Source organism: Opitutus sp. ER46, assembly GCF_003054705.1.
In the GTDB taxonomy this organism is placed as follows: Bacteria; Verrucomicrobiota; Verrucomicrobiia; order Opitutales; family Opitutaceae; genus ER46.
In genome coordinates, this window is sequence record NZ_QAYX01000016.1 from 109,264 (window position 1) to 128,105 (window position 18,842).

At 66.3% G+C, this 18,842-nt stretch carries 13 protein-coding genes, 1 tRNA gene and 1 pseudogene; 7 read left to right on the forward strand and 8 right to left on the reverse strand.

Going from position 1 to position 18,842, the window contains the following annotated elements; all coding sequences use genetic code 11:
• From DB354_RS21870 to DB354_RS02330, 7 genes and pseudogenes are all read right to left on the reverse strand, one after another.
• A complete protein-coding gene (locus tag DB354_RS21870) occupies positions 1-711 on the reverse strand; it encodes a hypothetical protein (RefSeq protein ID WP_146180074.1) in 711 nt (236 codons plus the stop codon).
• A gap of 56 nt (positions 712-767) precedes the next feature.
• On the reverse strand, positions 768-1,151 hold the full coding sequence (locus DB354_RS02305) for a hypothetical protein (RefSeq protein ID WP_107833820.1): 384 nt from the start codon (positions 1,149-1,151) through the stop codon (positions 768-770).
• A gap of 427 nt (positions 1,152-1,578) precedes the next feature.
• Positions 1,579-2,181, reverse strand: a pseudogene (locus DB354_RS22965) (type IV toxin-antitoxin system AbiEi family antitoxin domain-containing protein).
• Positions 2,182-2,610: 429 nt separating this feature from the next.
• Positions 2,611-2,698: transfer RNA gene (locus tag DB354_RS02315), tRNA-Ser, on the reverse strand.
• Positions 2,699-3,002: 304 nt separating this feature from the next.
• Entirely contained in the window at positions 3,003-4,319 is a 1,317-nt protein-coding gene (locus DB354_RS02320) for a polysaccharide pyruvyl transferase family protein (RefSeq protein ID WP_233256528.1), read from the reverse strand.
• A 152-nt stretch (positions 4,320-4,471) separates the two neighbouring features.
• The gene (locus tag DB354_RS02325) at positions 4,472-5,824 is read right to left on the reverse strand and encodes a GH1 family beta-glucosidase (RefSeq protein WP_107833821.1); all 1,353 of its coding nucleotides are present in this window, start codon (positions 5,822-5,824) and stop codon (positions 4,472-4,474) included.
• Positions 5,825-5,867: 43 nt separating this feature from the next.
• On the reverse strand, positions 5,868-6,917 hold the full coding sequence (locus tag DB354_RS02330) for a LacI family DNA-binding transcriptional regulator (protein ID WP_107833822.1): 1,050 nt from the start codon (positions 6,915-6,917) through the stop codon (positions 5,868-5,870).
• 414 nt (positions 6,918-7,331) lie between these two features.
• On the opposite strand from DB354_RS02330, the gene DB354_RS02335 reads away from it, so the two are divergent.
• The 4 genes from DB354_RS02335 to DB354_RS02350 all read left to right on the forward strand — a co-directional run bounded on the left by DB354_RS02335 (position 7,332) and on the right by DB354_RS02350 (position 13,867).
• The gene (locus DB354_RS02335) at positions 7,332-10,241 is read left to right on the forward strand and encodes a TonB-dependent receptor plug domain-containing protein (RefSeq protein ID WP_107833823.1); all 2,910 of its coding nucleotides are present in this window, start codon (positions 7,332-7,334) and stop codon (positions 10,239-10,241) included.
• Between the two features lie 153 nt (positions 10,242-10,394).
• On the forward strand, positions 10,395-11,777 hold the full coding sequence (locus DB354_RS02340) for an MFS transporter (RefSeq protein WP_107833824.1): 1,383 nt from the start codon (positions 10,395-10,397) through the stop codon (positions 11,775-11,777).
• A 1-nt stretch (position 11,778) separates the two neighbouring features.
• Positions 11,779-12,915, forward strand: coding sequence for a glycosyl hydrolase family 17 protein (locus DB354_RS02345; RefSeq protein ID WP_107833825.1), 1,137 nt, complete (start codon positions 11,779-11,781; stop codon positions 12,913-12,915).
• A gap of 61 nt (positions 12,916-12,976) precedes the next feature.
• Entirely contained in the window at positions 12,977-13,867 is an 891-nt protein-coding gene (locus DB354_RS02350) for a metallophosphoesterase (protein ID WP_107833826.1), read from the forward strand.
• A gap of 280 nt (positions 13,868-14,147) precedes the next feature.
• Here the strand turns inward: DB354_RS02350 and DB354_RS02355 are convergent, their stop codons facing one another.
• On the reverse strand, positions 14,148-14,864 hold the full coding sequence (locus tag DB354_RS02355) for a RibD family protein (RefSeq protein WP_107833827.1): 717 nt from the start codon (positions 14,862-14,864) through the stop codon (positions 14,148-14,150).
• Positions 14,865-15,166: 302 nt separating this feature from the next.
• Here DB354_RS02355 and DB354_RS02360 point away from each other — a divergent pair, with 302 nt between their 5' ends.
• From DB354_RS02360 to pepT, 3 genes are all read left to right on the forward strand, one after another.
• Entirely contained in the window at positions 15,167-16,795 is a 1,629-nt protein-coding gene (locus tag DB354_RS02360) for a serine hydrolase (RefSeq protein ID WP_107833828.1), read from the forward strand.
• Positions 16,796-16,858: 63 nt separating this feature from the next.
• Positions 16,859-17,449 (forward strand): ribosome biogenesis GTP-binding protein YihA/YsxC, encoded by a 591-nt coding sequence (gene yihA / locus DB354_RS02365; RefSeq protein WP_107833829.1) that lies wholly within the window; start codon positions 16,859-16,861, stop codon positions 17,447-17,449.
• 43 nt (positions 17,450-17,492) lie between these two features.
• Positions 17,493-18,746, forward strand: coding sequence for a peptidase T (pepT, locus tag DB354_RS02370; RefSeq protein ID WP_107833830.1), 1,254 nt, complete (start codon positions 17,493-17,495; stop codon positions 18,744-18,746).
• Positions 18,747-18,842: the final 96 nt, after the last annotated feature.

Here is an 18,842-nt window from a genome sequence, read left to right on the forward strand (position 1 = left end):
TTAGTCCTCCTTTTTCGGCGCAGGGGCATTTTTGCCCTGCTTAACCCCGTTCATCATCTCGATCATCAACGCAGCTCCGGCTTCAACCACGGATTGCGGCGGGTTCACGATGACGTAATTGCCAGAGCGCGTAAGGAGTGTCACCTGAGCGTCGCCTTTGGGCAACGAAAGCGTGGTTCGAGGTCGGGCCGCACCGCTCGCGGGAATCGTCGAATCAATCAGACTCTTGCACAGTGCCTTGATCTTCTCGTCCGGCTGATCCCAGAAGATCGCTTTGCCGGAGAAATTGAGATACCGAGCCGTCCCGTCGGCGTAGGCGGCGAGGGTGTCGTACCCGCCGCCGGACGGCATTTCGATCACGGCGCCCAACACTTCGCCCGCAACGCTTCCGTCGGGTTGCATGCCGAGCTCACGGAGACCGGCCCATGTCCAGAGAATGATTCTTGTTTCGTTGTCCGGATGCTGAAGTGCATTTTGCAGTCGAGCGATTGCATCCTGTTTCTTCCCTTCACGCGCTAGTTTTGCTGCATCGGCGATGTCTTGAAAACCTCCAGGTTCGCCGTTCAGGTGCATCTGCTTCACCTGCTCCTCCAGCGACTGTGAAGCGAAGAGCATGCGTCGAATCGGATCTCCATCGGAGCCAAGTTTCGCCCCATCCGCCTTCGAAAACGGCGCCAGTAGAGCTGAAAGGAAGTAAAGCAGGCGTTTCATTGTCGAGCACCTGAGAGTGACAGCTGGGGCTTGCTGGTAGCAAGCTAGCCGCGCACCTACGCGGAATCGTGTGCCGTTATCTTGTCCACTCGACACGCTTCGTACACGCCGGCCCGGATCGATTTCACTCGTCCCGAGAGAAGATGCTCGAAAAGCGGCTCAAGTCCGCTGCCTTCAATGACCAGCTGCAGCTCAGCGAAACTGAGGACGATCTCGGCGCTGCGTTCACCGCGCAGGATTGCTTTGCTGAGCGACAATAGGGGCAGCGCGACAGCATCGCCGATCTCGAACGTGATGAATGCTCCGCTTCCGTGAACGTGGAGGTCAAATGGTGGGCGGGTGGGTTCGTTCATGTGCTTCATGATGTTCTCCTTGGTGATGATGATGTTGTTGTTGTTGATCTTCTCGTGAGTCTGCGCCGCGTCCCTGCCACAGCCCATTGAGGTGCTTTCGCCACCAGTCGCGCGTAAGTGCGGCCTTCAGCCGTTCATGCCACCGCTGCGAGGGAGCTGGGCGGCGCTGCGCATCCGACCTGCGGTGCTCATGGTCCGCCATTACGTCAAGAACGCCCGGGCGGGCCCCGGACGGGAGACGCTCAAGCAGGTGGACCTTGTCGGGCGTATGAACCGAGCAACTTAGCCGACCGCGCGAGCAGGCGACGTAGGCCGATTTGGCATCCAGCCGCTGGGCGGCCACAACGACGTGATCCACCGTCTTGCTTTGTGACTTGTGGCTGGTCACTGCGTAACCGTAGCTGAGATCGCGGACACGGCGGGTATCGAAGGACCGACCGTCGTCCGTCGTGATCGCTCAGTTTGAGGAGCCGCTGACGGACCGACGCTGCGAGATTCTTCTTCGGCGGCGCGCTCACGTCAGTGACTCAAGATAGGGACGGACGACATTAGCCACTCGGCAGACCCGCGCATACTTCATGATCTCGTCGGGTGTACAGCGACGCTCGCGACGCGCTTCGCGCAGAGCCTCGATGGCAACGTCGATTCCGATCTTCTTCCGGTACTTGAAACAGTCTGCGACGGTCTTCGCGACGCCGTAGGTTTTCACGTCGACGCCATCGATCCGGTGCTGCTCGACGCCTTCGGTGAGGGCGGGACCCGAGAACCACACAAATCGGATAGGTTGGCCGCCAGCGTTGGGTTGCCAGCCTTTCACTGGCAGCGCCATTCATACCTCGTGTGGGCTCTGCGTTGTAAGGTTGTGAAACCGCAGAGCGCTGTGCAGGCACACGATACCGTTCGGGATTCGCTTAGCCGCGATCGCGAGTGAATGGCTTTCTGTCACTCGGGCATCAGGCAGCCGATAGAGACCTCGACCCACTCGTTCAACGGCACCGTTCTTAACTGCCTGCCGGAGTTGCATCCGCGAAAATCCCGCAGCCTCCAGCTCACGGCTCCGCTTGAGTGCCGAGCCGGCAAAGAGCTGCTTCATGGATTGTTGCGGTGGTCCTTTCATTACAAAACCTCGGTAGTTATTGGCATCTACCTAGGATTTGTAAAGCCAGCCGGATTGCGGCCGTTCCGCTCTTGCCCGGCCGATCGCGACGCCAGCGCGACAGCCAAACCTCGCTCTTTCAGAGACAGATCGTTTGACCAACTTCCAGTTCAGCAAATCGCCATGAGATCGCGCCGTTCTGGTTGTCGAACCGAGTGACGATGAAACGCTGATTCATGCTTAGGTTGTCGGCCTCATCGGTCCCAGGCGTTCGCTCCGCGAACGCATTCCATTTTTGCGCCAGAAAAAATGGCGGAGAGGGTGGGATTGGCGGCCTTCGGCCGGTCCCGCGGACTCAACGCTTCGCGTTGCCCCATATCCCACCTCTACGGCGCTTTGCGCCTCGTTTCGCTTCGCGAAACGTCACCATTTTTTTGCGGAGCAAAAAAATGGCGGAGAGGGTGGGATTCGAACCCACGGTGCCTTTCGACACTCCGCATTTCGAGTGCGGTGCGATAGACCACTCTGCCACCTCTCCGGAAGCAGGTGGCGGAACGTAGAGGGCACCTCCTAAAACGGAAGCAGAAAAATCGGGCGCTGAGATTTTCCAAGTGCGAGCCCGCTTCATGGTTCGCCCGTCCGTCCTGCCGGCGGAGTCCTGTCAGGCGCTTGGGCGTTACTAACGACGCAAGCGGCGGGGCGTCAATTACTTGGCGTTAGGCTCGCCCGGATGACTTTTGCGGGCGTCTTGGCGTTCGTGCTTCTTCCGGGAGGCTTCGGTTGGCCTCACGACATCTTCTCTCGGGAAATCCACCTGCGCGGCGGCGGACGCTGCACTCGGTTCAGCCCAGGACGGCTTTTCGCAGCGTGGCGACCATCTCGCGCTGGCGGCGGCGGACGAGGTCGCGGCCTCGGGCGACTTTTGCGCGGGCGGCGGCGGGATCCTTCGCGAGGGAGAGTGCGGTAGGGACCACACGGGCGTAGTCGTTCGGGTCGTCGAGGTCGAAGAGCCAGTCGCCGAGGCCGATGTCCCGCCACATGAGCCCCTTGGTTGTCTGCTCGGCGAAGCGGCACACGAGCGCCGGCACGCCGTGGCCGATGCTCATGATCGGGCTGTGCATTTCGTTGCTCACGAGCCCGGCCGAGCGGCGGTACGTGCTGATCGCTTCGTCGGTGAGCCAGAATTTTTCCCGCCACACCACGCGCGGCTTCACGTCGGCCGGCAACGGATCCACGAGCAACTCCTTGCCGGTGCTCATCTGGGTCGAGTCCTCCGGACACACCAGCACCTTCAGGTCGGTTTCGCGCACGATCCGGACGATCGCCTCGCGGAGTGGCGCGTGGTCGTGCTCCTTCATCTCCTCGTTGCGGCGGTGCTTCGCGGCGTCGAAGGCATAGTTCGGCTTCACCAGCCAGTACGGCGCGTTGCGGAGGTTGGGCAGGAAGCACATGAACTTCCCGTCCTCCAGGCCATGCGCCTTGAGAAAGGCGTCCGCCGCCGCGTCGTTGCGCACGTCGGCGGAGAACGCGCCATCCGGCCCGAACTCGACCACCGGGCTCTTCACGCCCGACTTTCGCACGACCTCGACCGAGGGGCCGTCGCGGAGGAAAACGAATCGCGCGCCGTCGAGCAGCTCGCGGGTGGCGTCGTCGAGTCCGTTCGTGCGCATGATCTTCATGCCGGGGTCGCCCGCCGGGGCCATGGTGATGCCCCACACGCCGTACGGCTTGCCGGTCTCCTTCCGCCACGCGGCGACGTTGCGGTGCGCGACCAGGTAAGGCCCGGAGCCGTGCAGGAGGAAATCGCAGGCAAACGCCTCCTGCTGCTCGCGGATGATCCGCAGGTGCGGAAAGCGGGCGCGCAGCATCTCTTCGACGCCGTTGCGCACGTTCACGGGCCAGAGCACGACCTCGGCTTCGGGGAGTTCCTTTTCCAGCAGCGCCAGCACGCCCGGCGTGTGCCCGATGTCACCGATGTTCACCGTCTGCCACGACGACCGGAGCACGATCCGGGGGCGGCGGGTCGCGCCGGACCCCGCCCCGCGCAGTTGGGTGGCCGCGGTGGCGGCGAGAGCGGCAAGGAGGAAATCGCGACGGGTGAAGGCGGTCATGATCATTAGCGCGGGCGGACGCGCGTCCTCCCGCAGCGAAGACGCCATCGGAGCAATCGTGGTGCGCTGGTGCAAGCGTCCCGGCGGGACCTGGGCGAATGCGCGTCGCCGTGTAAGCCTGCGTTGAGCTCACCCGGGCCGGGGGCACCACGATGTCCCGGTCCCCGGTCCCTTGGCGCGTCCTCTCCGATCGGTGACGCCTAAAGCACGCGGTTCTCGCGGGCAACCGACGCGTACCATTTCGCGCTGAGCTTGGGCGTGCGGCGCTGGGTGGCGTAGTCGACGTGCACGATGCCGAAACGCTTCGCGTAGCCGTACGCCCACTCGAAGTTGTCCAGCAGCGACCAGACAAAATACCCGCGTACCGGAATACCCTCGGCGGCGGCCCGGTGCACGGCGTGGAGGTAACCCCGCAGGTACTCGCAGCGATGGAGGTCGAGCACCTCGCCCTGGGCGTCGGGGGCCTCCTCGTAGCCGACGCCGTTCTCGGTGATGTGGAAGGCGCGCGGGGCGTACAGGGTGTGGAGGTGGCGCATCGCCCAGTAGATGGCCGGCGGCGCCAGGTGAAGCCACGGCAGCCCGGCGAGGGGATATTGCGGCGGCAACGGGAGCACCTCGGGCTTACCGCGTGCGGCCGCGCGGATGAAGTTTCCGGTGTAGACGTTGAGCCCGAGGAAGTCGGTCGGCTGCGAAATCAGGGCGAGGTCGCCGCGGGCAATCTGCGGGCGGTCCGCGCCGAGCGAGCGCAGGTAACGGGTCGGATAGCGGCCGCAGAACACCGGGTTGAGCAGGTGCTCGTTGTGCAGCTCAGTCCAAGCCTGGGCGGCGGCGATGTCCGGCGGCAGCTCGGTCACGGGGATGCCGATGGCCGGGTTTTGGGTGAGTCCGACCTGCGCGCCGCGACCGCCGAAGGCGCGCACGGCGCGCACCGCCTCGCCGTGGGCGAGCAGCGCGTGGTGGTAGGCCTGGGCCAGGACGCGGCGGTTCTCGCGCGCGCCCGGGGCGTGTTCGCCGGTGCCATAGCCCATGCCGATGAAGCACGGGATCTCGTTCATCGTGATCCAGCGCTTCACGCGGTCGCCGAGCGCCCGCACGACGGTATCGGCGTAGTGAGCGAACGCGGTGACGGTGGCACGCTCGCGCCAGCCGCCGGCGTCCTCGAGCGTCTGGGGCAGGTCCCAATGATAAAGCGTCACCCAGGGCGTGATGCCGCGGGCGAGCAGCGCATCGATGAGCCGGTCGTAGAAGGCGAGCCCGGCAGGATTCACCCGGCCGGTGCCCGTGGGGAAGAGCCGGGGCCAGCCGATCGAGAGCCGGTAGTGCCGGAGCCCGAGCCGCTGCAGGAGCGCGAAGTCCTCCTCGTAGCGATGAAAGTGGTCGCAGGCGTCCGCCGGCGTGTCGCCATGGGCGACCGCGCCCGCGCGACGGGAAAAGGTATCCCACACCGAAGGCCCGCGGCCGTCGGCGTCCGCCGCGCCCTCGATCTGCGTCGCCGCGGTGGCGGCGCCCCAGATGAACTTGGGCGGAAAGCGATAGGAGAGGGGGGCGGGCATGAGCTTGGGGTGGAGACGGGAGTTGAGGTGCGGTCGCCGGCGGTCACGCGCGCGGCGCGGCGACGGTGGTGCCTTCGACAGGATGGGCCTCGACGAGGATCTTTCGGCGGGGCGCGTGGGGCTGCATCATGCGGCCGAGCAGCCGGCCGACGGCGGAATCGCCGATGTCCTCGTGCGGCACGCGCATCGACGACATCCGCGGGAGGTTGGCGGGCGGCTCGAGGCCGTCGAAGCCGGTGATGGAGCAGTCGTGCGGCACGCGCACGCCGCGCGCGGTCAGGTCCTGGATAAGCTGATACGCCTGGTGGTCGGCGGCGCAGACCCACGCGGTGACGTGGTCCTCGCGCATCCGGCGCACGACGCCGTCCGCGATCGGCGCGGCGGCGAGGGTCGGCTCGTTGCGCCGGACGTTGAACGCCCAGTGCGGGTTGAACTCGAGCCCGAGGGAGAAGAGGCCGTCGACGTAGCCGCCGAAGCGCCGGGTGGTCCAGTTGCCGCCGATCGGGTAGCGCCAGGCGACGAAGCCGATGCGGCGGTGGCCGGCGGCCGCGAGCCGGTGCACGAGGGCGCGGATGCCGGCGTAATCGTCGGTGTCGACCGTATCCACGTACGGGTGCTCATAGCTCTCGAGCACGGCGACGGTGGAGATCTTGCGGGCGAACATGGCGACGGCGGCCTCGGCGAACGGGTAGATGAGAATCATGCCCCGCCAGTCGCCGCTGCGGATGTGGCGGAAGACCGGCAGGCGCTTGGCGTCGGGGGTGAGCGAGGCGGGTTCTTGATAGCAGACGTCGATGGCGAGGTGCTCGGCCTCGGCGCGCGCGCGGATGCCCTGCAGCACGTAGGGGAAGGTGGCGAGCGCGACATTCTGGGTGGGCACGCCGATCAGCACGCCGATGGTGATGGGCTTGCTGCGGCGCGAACGGCGGATTGTGCGCGTCGGGTTGCCGCGATAGCCGAGGGCGGCGGCCATGCTCTTCACTTTGGCGCGCGTTTCGGCGGCGATGGCGGGGTGGTTGGCGAGGCTGCGCGAGACGGTCGTCCGGGAAAGGTTCAGACGCTCGGCGAGCAGTTGCTGGTTGACGGAGCGCATCAAGAAAGCGGGGCAGGGGTAAACGTAACGGCGGCGACTGTGGACGGTAAGCGTGCAATTTCAAGTGTTAAAAACCGTGTGCACAAAAATGAAAAGGTGCACAAATATCGCGGCCGTATCTGCGCCGAATAATCCAAGCTGTCTCGCCTGACTCCATAGGTGAAAGAACCGGGTTGAGCGGCGTCGGGCGTCCGGCGAGCAAGGCTGTTTCGTTGTGTGCACAATTGCGTTGACAGGACCCTGCAACTCCGACTCATTCCCGGCCCAAGCGACGCCCCCAACCGGCGTCTAGACCTACCCCGCCTGCCCCATGATTACCCCCGGGTTCCGTTTTGCGGCGACAGCTCTGTCGCAGTGTCACGGCGCTTCCGCGGGGTGTTTGTCGGGTGGGCTTCGTTCTTGACCAACACCCCCATGAAGCTTCCCCAACGGATCACTCCGTCCCTGCTGACTGCCGCGCTGGCGTTGTTCGCCTCGCGACCTGTTGCCATCGCGGCCGAGGCCGCGCCGGCCGACGCCAATCTCGCCGCCGAAGAGCCCGTCGTGCTGAGCCCGTTCACCGTCGATGCCTCGAAGGATCGCGGTTACCTGGCGACGAATGCGACCTCCGGCACGCGCCTCAACACGCCGATCAAGGATCTGCCGATGCCGATCTCGGTGATCACCGAGCAGTTCATCCGCGACACCGGCTCCACCAACCTGCGCCAGGGCCTGCGCTATGTGTCCGGCATCCAGCTCACCTCCCAGAACGACCAGGGCACGCCGGGCGGCGCCTACCAGGGCGCGGGCGGCGTCAACAACGCCGAGGGCGCAACGGCCAATCCCACCCAGACTTCGTACAAGATTCGTGGCTACGTGACCGATGCGGTGCTGCGCGACGGCTTCCGTCGCCAGAACTCGACCGACGCCATCAACATCGAGCGCGTCGAGGTGGTGTTCGGCCCGTCGGCACTGTTGTACGGCTTCGGCCAGTACGGCGGCATCGTGAACTACCACCCGAAGACGCCGGCCGCGAAGCGCTCCGCCGAACTCGGCCTCGCCTACGGCAGCTATGATTTCATGCGAGGCACGCTCGATGTCACCGGGCCGATCGCACCGCGCGTCGGTCTGAACTACCGGCTGACCGGGGCATACGAGGACACCAATTCCTACACCGACTTCAATTCCCAGCAGCACTACTTCATCTCCCCGGCCATCACGCTGCGGCCGTGGAAGCAGACCCAGATCGATATCGATCTCGAGGACGGCAAGATGTGGCAGGACGGCATCGGTTTCCAGCGGGTGCGCGCGATGGCCAACGTGGGCGTCAACAGCGACCAGAACGAGCACGCGGACTTCTTCACCGTGCCCGGCACCGATCCGTACCGGTTCCGCTGGAGCGGTCCCGACACCTTCCAGGACACCCAGGCGTCCAACTTCCGCGCGCAGATCACGCAGACCCTCGTGCCGAACCTCACCCTGCTCGTGGGCTACAACCGTTCGAAGGCCGACTTCCAGCGCCGCGACGTCATCGGCAATCTCAACCAGAACGTCGGCCCGGTGGCGCTGCGGGCCCGCGTGTTCTTCAACACCCTCAGCACGAGTCTCGGTGACTCGAACCAGAACGCCGTCAACGGCTACGTCGACAACGTCGCGCTCCAGTACACCTGGACGGTGTCGGACTCGAGCACGCTGCTCGACCAGGTCCGCGCCGAGTTGAACTACAAGCTCACGCTGTTCGACCGCGGCAACAAGTGGCTGAAGATCACCAACTCGGTGCTGCTCGGCCACTCGGAGGACAGCAACCACAACGACTCCGTCACCGGCGGCACGCAGGACAATCTCTTCAACTACAAGAGCCCGGTCGACGCCTCCTACATCCGTTTCGGCAAACAGGGTGACGGCACGGCCGACGTGCCGATCATCGCGCGCAAGAATGGCAGCTTCTCCCGCGGCTGGGACCAGGCCAGCTATCTCGTGTACCAGGGCCAGGTGCTCGACGATCGCCTCACGGTCGTTGCCGGTATCCGCAATGATCGGACGGACAATTTCACGCGCACCGAGAACTACCTTGCCGGGACGAGCACGTCGACCCGCAGCAAGAAGGTGAGCGAGTACACGCGCCAGTACGGCGCGAGCCTGCAGCTGACCCGCCAGATCTCCATTTACGCCCTCAAGGCCGGCGGCCTGCAGCCGAACTTCAGCGGCCACCTCGACGTGGACGGCAACCCCGTCGGCCCCGTGATCGCCAAGAGCCGCGAGTACGGCCTCAAGTTCGACCTGTTCGACGGCAAAATCTCGGGCTCGGTGAGCAAGTACAAGATCCGCCGCACCGGCTCGGAAATGTTCTTCTGGTGGGCGCCGACCTCGAACTACAAGAACTTCAACCCCGCCAAAGACATCGTTTACAACGTCAGCAACTTCTCGCCGACGTCCGTGCCGGGCGGCAGCAACGGCGGCAACGGCGCGGCTGATGCCGCGCTCCCCCAGTGGAACGCCGGTGTGGCCGCGGGCGCGATCTACCAGAAGTCCGTCGGCGGCGCCACCAACTGGTACGTCAATGCCTCCAAGGCGACGGGGGCTGCGTACATGGACGCGGTCTTCGATTACACGAAGTCGCATGGCATGAGCTGGCCGGGCTGGCTCTACAACTACGACGCGGAGACGAACAACTCCTGGAACGACCGCGCGTCGGGCCCGCAGGGCAACGAGTACCTCGTTGGCTCCGACTCCGCCAAAGGCTGGAGCGCCGAGCTCGTGTTCACGCTGACGAAGGACTTCCAGATCATCGCCAACTACGCCAACACGAAGCGCGTGATCGACCAGGCCGGCAAGTTCGCCAAGTCGCCCAATCCGCAGGATCGCTGGGCGGTGTGGTATTTCCCGAACACCGACTGGGGCCTGACCGGCAAGCCGCTGTCCACGGTGTACACCGATCCCAACGACACTTCGACTTGGACGGGCATCGGCTACGGCAGTGGTGAACGGCAGGACGACACCCCCGATCACTCGGTCTCGATGTGGGCGCACTACCAGTTCCCGAAGGGCCGGCTGTTCGGTCTCTCCGTTGGCGTCGGTGGCACGTGGGAGTCGCCGCGTGAATACCAGTCCGGCATCACGCATGGCGGTGGTCAGCGCATCACCGACAAAAACGGCGGCATCATCGTCCTGGAGACCCCGGAGCGCTACAACGTCGACCTCATGGTGCGGTACGCGTTCAAGATGCACACGCACGATGCGGCGGTGCAGTTGAACATCTTCAACCTGCTCGATGACCGGAAGCTCTACGGCCTGATGTATTCGGCGCCCCGGTCGGCCCGCCTCGAGTTCAGCTACAAGTTCTAGGTTCGCCGCTTCGCGCGGCCTGGGGTGTTCCGGTCCGGTGGCTCCGCGTGGAGTTGCCGGACCGGCCTGCCTCGGCCCCGCGCGCCGCCACGCCAGTCTCGCCTATCCCGCCGTCGTCGCTTTCCTCGCCGCCAACCCCAACCCCCGTCCTCCGTGCCGGAAAAACTGCGTTTCAAGGAGAAGTTCGCCTACGGCCTCGGCGACACCGCGTCCAATTTCTACTTTCAGGCGTTCAACCTGTTTCTCGCCTACTACTACACCGACATCTTCGGCCTGCCGTCGGCGGCGGTCGGCACGCTGATGTTCATCACGCCGCTGCTCGCCGCGGTGATGAATCCGGTGATCGGGATGATTGCCGACCGCACGCAGACCCGCTGGGGCAAGTTCCGGCCGTACATTCTCTGGGGTTCGATCCCGTACGGCATCCTCGGCTTCCTCATGTTTGCCAACCCCGGCTTTGGGCCCGGCGGCAAGCTGGCGTATGCCTATGTCACCTACACGCTCGTGCTCTTCGCCTACGCGGCGATCAACACGCCGTACTCCGCGCTGATGGGCGTGATGTCCTCCTCCTCTGACGATCGCACCTCGCTTTCCACCTACCGGTTTGCCTGCGCCTTCACGGGCACGCTGTTGATCGGCTGGCTGGTGCCGGAGCTGAAGGACGCGCTCGCCGGCGAAGGCGGCAACCCGGCCACGGGCTTCCGGAACACAATGGCGATCTTCGCCGTGCTCTCGGTCGGCATGTTTCTCTACACCTTCTTCAATACCCGGGAGCGCGTCACCGCGCCGGCCGCGCAGCCGTCCTCGGCGCGGCGGGACCTGGCGGACCTCGGCCGCAACCGGCCGTGGGTGATCCTCGTGTTCGCCGGGTTCCTGACGCTCGCCAACGTCGGCCTGCGCAACGGGTCGGCGATCTACTACTTCAAGTACTGCATCGGCAGCGAGGCGGGTCTCGGCCAGTTCAACCTCGTCGGCTTCCTGGCGTTCATTGCCGGTGCGCTGTCGACGAAGCTCTTCCTCCGCTACTTTGCCCGGCGCGGGCTGATGATCACCCTGACGATCCTCAACGCGCTCGCCCTCCTGGCGTTCTATTTCGTCGATCCGCACGCCATGCCCGCGCTGTACGCGCTGAACATCTTCGCGTCGTTTGTCGCCGGCCCGACGCCCGCATTGGTCTGGTCGATGTACGCCGACACGGCGGACTTTGGCGAGTGGCGCTTCGGCCGCCGCGCCACCGGCCTCGTGTTCTCCGCCGCAGTGTTTGCGCAAAAGGTCGGGCTCGCCATCGGCGGCGCGCTGCTGGGCTGGCTGCTGGCCGGCTTTGGCTTCGTGCCCAACACCACCCAGACCCCGGAGGTCGTGCACGGCATCATCCTCCTGTACAGCCTCCTGCCCGGCGCGTTCGCGCTGCTGAGCGGCTTCGTGATCTTCTTCTACACCCTCGACGAGCCAATGGTGAAACGCATCGAACGCGAGCTGGCCGAGCGCCAGTCCGCCACCGCCACGCCGGCGGTCTCGTCGCCTCCCGCCTCCTGACATGACCACTGTTCCCTCCTGCGCCGGCGCCCCGGTGGCCCCGGTATCCGCGGTGCGCGTCCCGCTGCTGCGTTCCCTCCTTCTGCTCGTCACGTGCGCCGCAGCCTGGGCGGCTGCGCCCGCCGCATCGGCGCCCGCCGGCGACGTCGGGGGCTCGCTCCCGAGCGGTCGCCGGCCGCTTCAGCTCGAGCTCAATGGCCGATGGATCGGCAACGCCGTCTCGTTCAGTCCGTATCGCGACGGCCAGGAGCCCGATGGCCGCGCGCCCTCCGCGGCGGAAATTGCCGCGGATCTCCGGCTGGTCAGCCGCTACTGGAATCTGATCCGGATGTACGACGCCTCGCCGGTGACGGAGCAGACGCTCCGCATCATCCATGAGGAGCGCCTGCCGATCCGGCTGCTGCTCGGGGCCTGGCTGGTCAACGAGGACACCCCCGCGGCGAAGGCGAAGAACGAGGCGCAGATCGCGAACGCGATCCGGCTCGCGAACCAGTATCCCGACGAGGTGATCGCCGTTTCCGCCGGCAACGAAGCGGGCGTCGAATGGTCCGCGCACCACGCACCGGCGGCGACGATCGCCGGTTGGGCGCGTCGCCTGCGTGCCGGCATCCGGCAGCCCGTGACGTGTGCCGACGACTACAACTTCTGGAACAAGGAGGCCTCGCGGGTCGTGGCCGCTGAGCTCGATTTCATCACCTTCCACGCCTACGCGCTCTGGAACGGCCGGCGGCTGGACGAGGCGATGGCCTGGACCGCGGCGCAGTACGATGCGTGCGTGGCCTTCCACCGCGGCGTGCCCGTGATCATCGGCGAGACCGGGTGGGCGACGGAGCACAACGCCAGCCGTACCGGCCCGGGCGGCGAGGGGACCCTGATGAAGGCGGAGGTGTCCGTCGCGGCGCAGGCCGAGTATCTGCGCCAGCATTGGCGCTGGGTGGCGGAGCGGCGCGTGCCCACGTTCCTGTTCGAGGCCTTCGACGAGTCGTGGAAGGGCGGCGGCGCGGCGACCCCGCCCAGCATGGCGGAGAAGCACTGGGGCGTGTTCGACACCCAGCGCCGGCCCAAGGCCTCGTTTGCCGCGATCATCCGCGAGTTCTATACGCCGGCGCCGCCGGCTCCCGCCGGTGCGGCGCGGTGACGCGGCGTGCGGGTGTTTATTCGCCTAGACGAGGGTGGGCCCCCTCGTAACTTCGCCGGTCATGGCTTCATTCACCCCCCGCGACCCGGATACCGCCGCTTTGCTTTCCCGCCGTGACGCCGTGAAGACCCTCGGTCTCGGCGCGCTGTTCAGTCTCGGGCTCTGGCCCGGCGCCCTGCGTGCCGCGGGCACGCCGCCGCCCGCCGGCAAGTTCACGTTCATCGCGATCAACGACACGCACTACCTATCCCCGGAGTGTGGCCCGTGGCTGGAGAAAGTGACGGGGCTCATCGCGCCGGAGAAGCCGGACTTCGTCCTCCACATCGGCGACGTGTGCGACAAGGGCCTGAAGGCGCAGCACCTCGCGGTGCGCGACATCTTCGCCCGGCTGCAGGTGCCGATGTATCCGGTCATCGGGAACCACGACTGGACGACGCAGACGGATCGCAGCGCGTACGAGGAAGTCTTCCCAAATCGCATCAATTACACGTTCGAGCACGCCGGCTGGCAGTTCGTCGGGCTCGATTCGTCGGAGGGCTTGCGCTGGCACGACACGAAGATCGGCGACGCCACCTTCGCCTGGCTCGATGCGAACCTGCCGAAGCTCGACCGCCAGCGGCCGCTGGTGCTGTTCACGCATTTCCCGCTGATCGACGGCCCGTCGCTGCGACCGATCACCGACAAGACCAATGCCCGCATGCAGCCGGCCAACGCCAACGCGCTGCTGGAGCGGTTCCGCGACTTCAACCTGCAGGCTGTCTTCAACGGCCACTTCCACGGCTACAAGGAGGCAACCTTTGGCGCGGCGACGATCACCACGAACCGCTGCTGCGCCCTGAAGCGCTTCAATTTCGACGGGACGAAGGAGAAGGGCTTCTTCGTCTGCACCGCCGCCGACGGCCGCGTGACGCGCCGGTTCGTGGAAGTGAAAGCTGAAGGAAGCGAAGGCTGAAAGCTGAAGGCCGAAGGCTGAAGCGAATCGGACGCGCCGGCGCGTCGTGAAACTCCGACCTTTGGGTATGTGCGGAGCCGGCGGTCGAGCATTGTGGCCTCGAGCGCCTCGGTCGCGTCGACGACGAGGGTACGAGGGCAGTAATTATAACTGCCCGAGATTCGGACGGTTACGGGATAATGTCCGGATACTTGGAATAATGTCCGGATACTCTCGGGAATAATGTCCGGATACTTCCGGCCGCGATGGGATCCTCCACGGCGGCCGGGAGGCTCGGTGACTAGGGATTTTGCTGCACGCGGTAGCGGAGCCAAACGACGTCGCCGGGACGCTTCTGGACGGACAGGAGTTTCAGCGTGGTGCCGAGCTTGTCCTCGCGGCCGACGGGCAGGTCAAAGACGGTCGGGCTGCAGCGGTCGCCATCGATCTGGGCGCAGAGCAGCAGGCTGATTTCGTCGACGAGGCCGGCGGCGAGGACCGAGCCGTTGATGCCGCCGCCACCTTCGAGTGCCAGTTTGCGGATGCCGAAGATGCGGTGCAGGCGCTCGAGCGCGGCGCCGAAGTCGACCTCCTTCTTGCCTGCGACCAGGTACGAGATCGACTTGGCGCGCAGGTCGGCGAGGTAGCCGGACGGTGCCTGCTGTGTCGTGATCACCACGAAACGGTCCCCACGCATGACGTTGTTGTCCCAGCGAATCCGGCCCGCGGGGTCGACGGCAACGGCGTAGACGACCTTCTCGCCTTTGCGGCGCAATTGCTCCGGCGCGATGAAGTCAACCGGCGGCACCTTGGCGGCGCGGCCGAACTTCGCGTCCCGGGGCTGTTCCATGAAGTCGCCTTGAAAGGTCTTCCGGCCGCACATCCAGGCGTCGACCCGGTGCAGCGCATGCACGGCTTCGTACTGTTTCTCGGCGGCGGGCGTGAGCGCCCAGCGCTCTGTGACGATCCGGCCGTCGATCGATCCCATCATGTGACAGACAACGTGAGGACGTTTCATGCGGGGACGGTAGCGGAAACGCGGCGGGGCGCAAAGCCGGTACGTGGCCCCGGCCGGGGCCACGTACCGGAGTGAAAGTGAGAGTGAAAGTGAAAGTGAGAGTGGGACGGAGTGAGGGTGAAAGTGGGACGGAGCTTGGGGGTGGAGCGACGGAAGGAGAGGGAGCGAGGACAGCGAATGGGCAGCCCGTGCGGGCGGAAGCGGGGGCGCCGACCACGGGGAAGAGACTCGACGCGCGGCGCGCGGCTCGGAAGGCTGGCGGCGAGTTCTGTCCTGCGATCGGTTCACCCCTGCTTCCTCCCATGCGCACGTCACACCTCCTCGGCTCCTTGTTCCTGCTGCTCGTCGCGACGCTCGCCGCCGCCAAACCCCCGGCGGATCTGCAGGCCAAGGTGGACGCGTTCGCGGCCGGCGGGCCGGGCGGCGTGGCGGTCGCCTGGATTGATCGCGATGGCGTCACGTTCGCCACCGCCGGGCAGTTCGCGGCGGATGACGCGCGGCCGATCACGCCCGACACCGTGTTCGAGATCGGATCGGTGACGAAGGTTTTCACCGCGATCCTGCTCGCCGAGAGTGAGCGGCAGGGGAAGGTGTCTCGCCAGGATCCGGCGGCGAAGTACCTGCTGCCGCCCGACGATGCGGCGCAGGCGGCGCTGGCAAAGATCACGCTGCTCTCGCTCACGACGCACACCTCCGGCTTGCCGCGCCTGTCCAGCAACTTCACGACCGGGCACACCGCCGACCCCTACGCGGGCTACGATCGGGCGGCGCTCGTCGAAGCGTTGCGACGCGACGGTCCCGGCGCGCCAGCCGGGGCCAAGCTCGCGTATTCGAATTTCGGTGTCGCCGTGCTCGGCGAGGCGCTGGCGGCGGCCTGGGGGCAGCCCTATGCGCAGGTGCTGCGGGCGCAGGTGCTGGAGCCGATGGGACTGAAGACGACCACGCTGGGCCTGGCGGGAGAACCGGCGCCGACGGATTTCGCGCCGCCGCATGAGCACGGTCGCCGCGGGGCGCCCTGGACGTTTGAGGCGTATGCACCGGCGGGAGCCCTGCGCAGCACCGCGCGAGACCTCGCGGCCTTTGTCGCCGCCTGTGCCGGACTCGCCGAGACGCCGCTGCGCGCGGCGATCGACGCGACGCTCGTGCCGCAGCGGGTCAACGCCGACTCCGGGGAGAAAATTGGGCTGGGCTGGTTCGTGGTCCCGGCGGAGGGACGCACGGTGTTTAGTCACGGGGGCCGGACGGGTGGCACGCAGGCGTTCGTCGCCTTCGAGCGCCCGGCGGGCCGGGGCGTGGTGTTGCTCTCGACGCGCGGTCAGGACCCCGCAGGGTGGGTGCTTCCGCTGCTGGACGTGAAACGGCCCGGCGCCGCGCCGAGCGCGCTCCAGGACGCGGAGAGCTATGTCGGCCGGTATCCGCTCACGCCCCAGTTCGCCATCGACATCACGGCCGCTCATGGCGCGCTCTTGGCGCAGGCGACGGGCCAGGGGAAGCTCGCGTTGCGCGAGTCGAAGCCCGACCGCTTCTCCGTGGTCGACGTGCCGGCGGAAATTTCCTTTGAACGCGACGCCGCGGGCAAGGTTGTCGCGCTCGTGTTGCATCAGAACGGGCTCGACCAGCGCGGCGCGCGGCAGGCGCTCCCGGCGGCTCCGCGTGAGATCACGCTCCGGGCCGAGGTCCTGCGGGAGTACGCGGGGGCGTATCCGCTCGCACCAACATTTGTCCTGACCGTCACCGAGGAGCAGGGCGCGCTGTTCGTGCAGGCGACGGGCCAGCCGAAGTTCCCGGTGTTCGCCACGGCGAAAGACGAGTTTTTCTACAAGGTCGTCGACGCGCGGCTCTCGTTCCAGCGCGACGCGACGGGCAAAGTCAGCGGCATCGTCCTGCACCAGGGTGGCCGCGATCTCCCGGGCCCGCGCCAGGCGCGCTGAGCCGCGGGGCCGGCCGGAATGTGGTTGTCGCGCCGCGGGCGCTGCGTCGAACTGCGGCCAGCCATGAAAATCACCTCGGCAGCCTTCGAGCTGAGTGCTCCCTCGCTGGACAAATGTCCGACCCGTCCGCTGCCCGAGTTCGCCCTGATCGGCCGCTCGAACGTCGGCAAGTCCTCCCTGATCAACTCGCTGACCCAGCGACGCGAACTGGCGCGGACCTCGAATACGCCCGGCAAGACCCAGTTGTTGAACTTCTACGTGATCAACAACGCGTGGCGGCTCGTCGACCTGCCGGGTTACGGGTACGCGAAGGTGAGCCGCGACCAGCGGGCCGACTTCAACCAGACGGTGGCGCGATACCTCTCCGAGCGAAAGACGCTGCGGCTCGTGTTCGTGCTCCTGGATTCGCGGCTGCCACTCCAGCCGGTTGACCGGGAGTTCATCCAATGGCTCGAAGGCGTGGGGACACCGTTCGCGCTCGTCTTCACCAAGATGGACAAACACTCGCCGACGCAGGGACGCGTCGGCGTCGAGAAAATCAAGGCGGCCATCGGCGAGTGGCGCTCGGAGCTGCCGCCGGTCTTCCTCACGTCGGCCGAGACCGGCGCCGGACGCTCTGAGCTGCACGCGGCGATTGACGCCCACCTGAGGTGACGCGGTCGCCCCGGCCGGTTTTTTCCTTTCCTCTCATTCTCCCATGACGATCGACCCCTCCGACCTTCTTGAGCGCTTCCTGCGCTATGTGCAGATCGAGACCCGCAGCGACGCGCACTCGCCGTCCACGCCCAGTACCCCCGGCCAGTGGGATCTCCTCCGGCTCCTGAGCGAGGAACTCGCCGCCCTCGGCGCGAAGGACGTGGTCGTGACCGAGTTTGGGTACGTGTTGGCGACGATTCCGGCGACGACGCCGCAGGCCGGGGTACCGCGGCTCGCGTGGTGTGCGCATGTGGACACCGCGACCAATCTCCCGAGCGCCGCGAAACCGATCGTGCATCGTGCTTATGATGGGCGTCCCATCGTGTTGCCCGACAACCCGGCGATCCGGCTGACCGTCGAATCAACCAAGCATCTGCGCGAGGCGATCGGCCAGGACGTGATCACCGCGAGCGGCACCTCGCTGCTTGGTGCCGACGACAAGTCCGGCGTCGCGGTGGTGATGGCGGCGGCGCGTCATCTGCTCCAGCACCCGGAAATTCCGCACGGGACAATCCGGTTGTGCTTCAACCCGGACGAGGAGATCGCGCGCGGGATGTCGAAGCTCGACCTCGCGCAGCTCGGGGCGGACGTCGGCTACACGCTCGATGGCGAAGAGGCGGGCGAGATTTGTTTCGAGACGTTCAGCGCGGACGCGGCGATCCTGGAGATCGAAGGCGTGGCGTCGCATCCCGGCTGGGCAAAAGACGTCATGGTGAATGCGCTGCGGATCGCCGGGCGATTTCTGGCGGCGTTGCCGCGCGACCAGGCGCCGGAGACGACCGCGGGGCGCGACGGGTTCATTCACCCGACGGAGTGCAGTGGCACGGCGGAGCACGCGACGGTGCGGATGATTCTCCGCGACTTCGAACTCGCCGGGCTGGCGGAGAAGCACGCGTTGCTCGAGCGGTTGGTGGCGGAGCTGCAGGCGGCGGAGCCGCGGGCCAAGCTGACGCTGAGCTTCGTGGAGCAGTATCGGAACATGCGTTACTGGCTCGAAAAGGACATGCGACCGGTGGAGTTTGCCCAGGAGGCAATCCGGCGGGCCGGGTTGCAGCCGCACTCGGGCCCAATCCGGGGTGGAACGGATGGGTCGAATCTGACCCAGCGCGGGCTGCCCACGCCGAATCTCTTCGTCGGCATGCACGACGTGCACAGCCAGCGCGAGTGGGTGACGCTGCAGGACATGACGAAGGCGGCCGAGACGCTCGTGCACCTGGCGCAGGTGTGGGCGGAGGCGCGGGGGGCGACGCGCTGAAGCGCGCCGCCCAAGGGCTGAAGGACTGAAAGACTGAAGATGACATGTAGCCGACAGGCGGCGCGGGATGCGCCAACCTGTCGGCTGATATGAGAA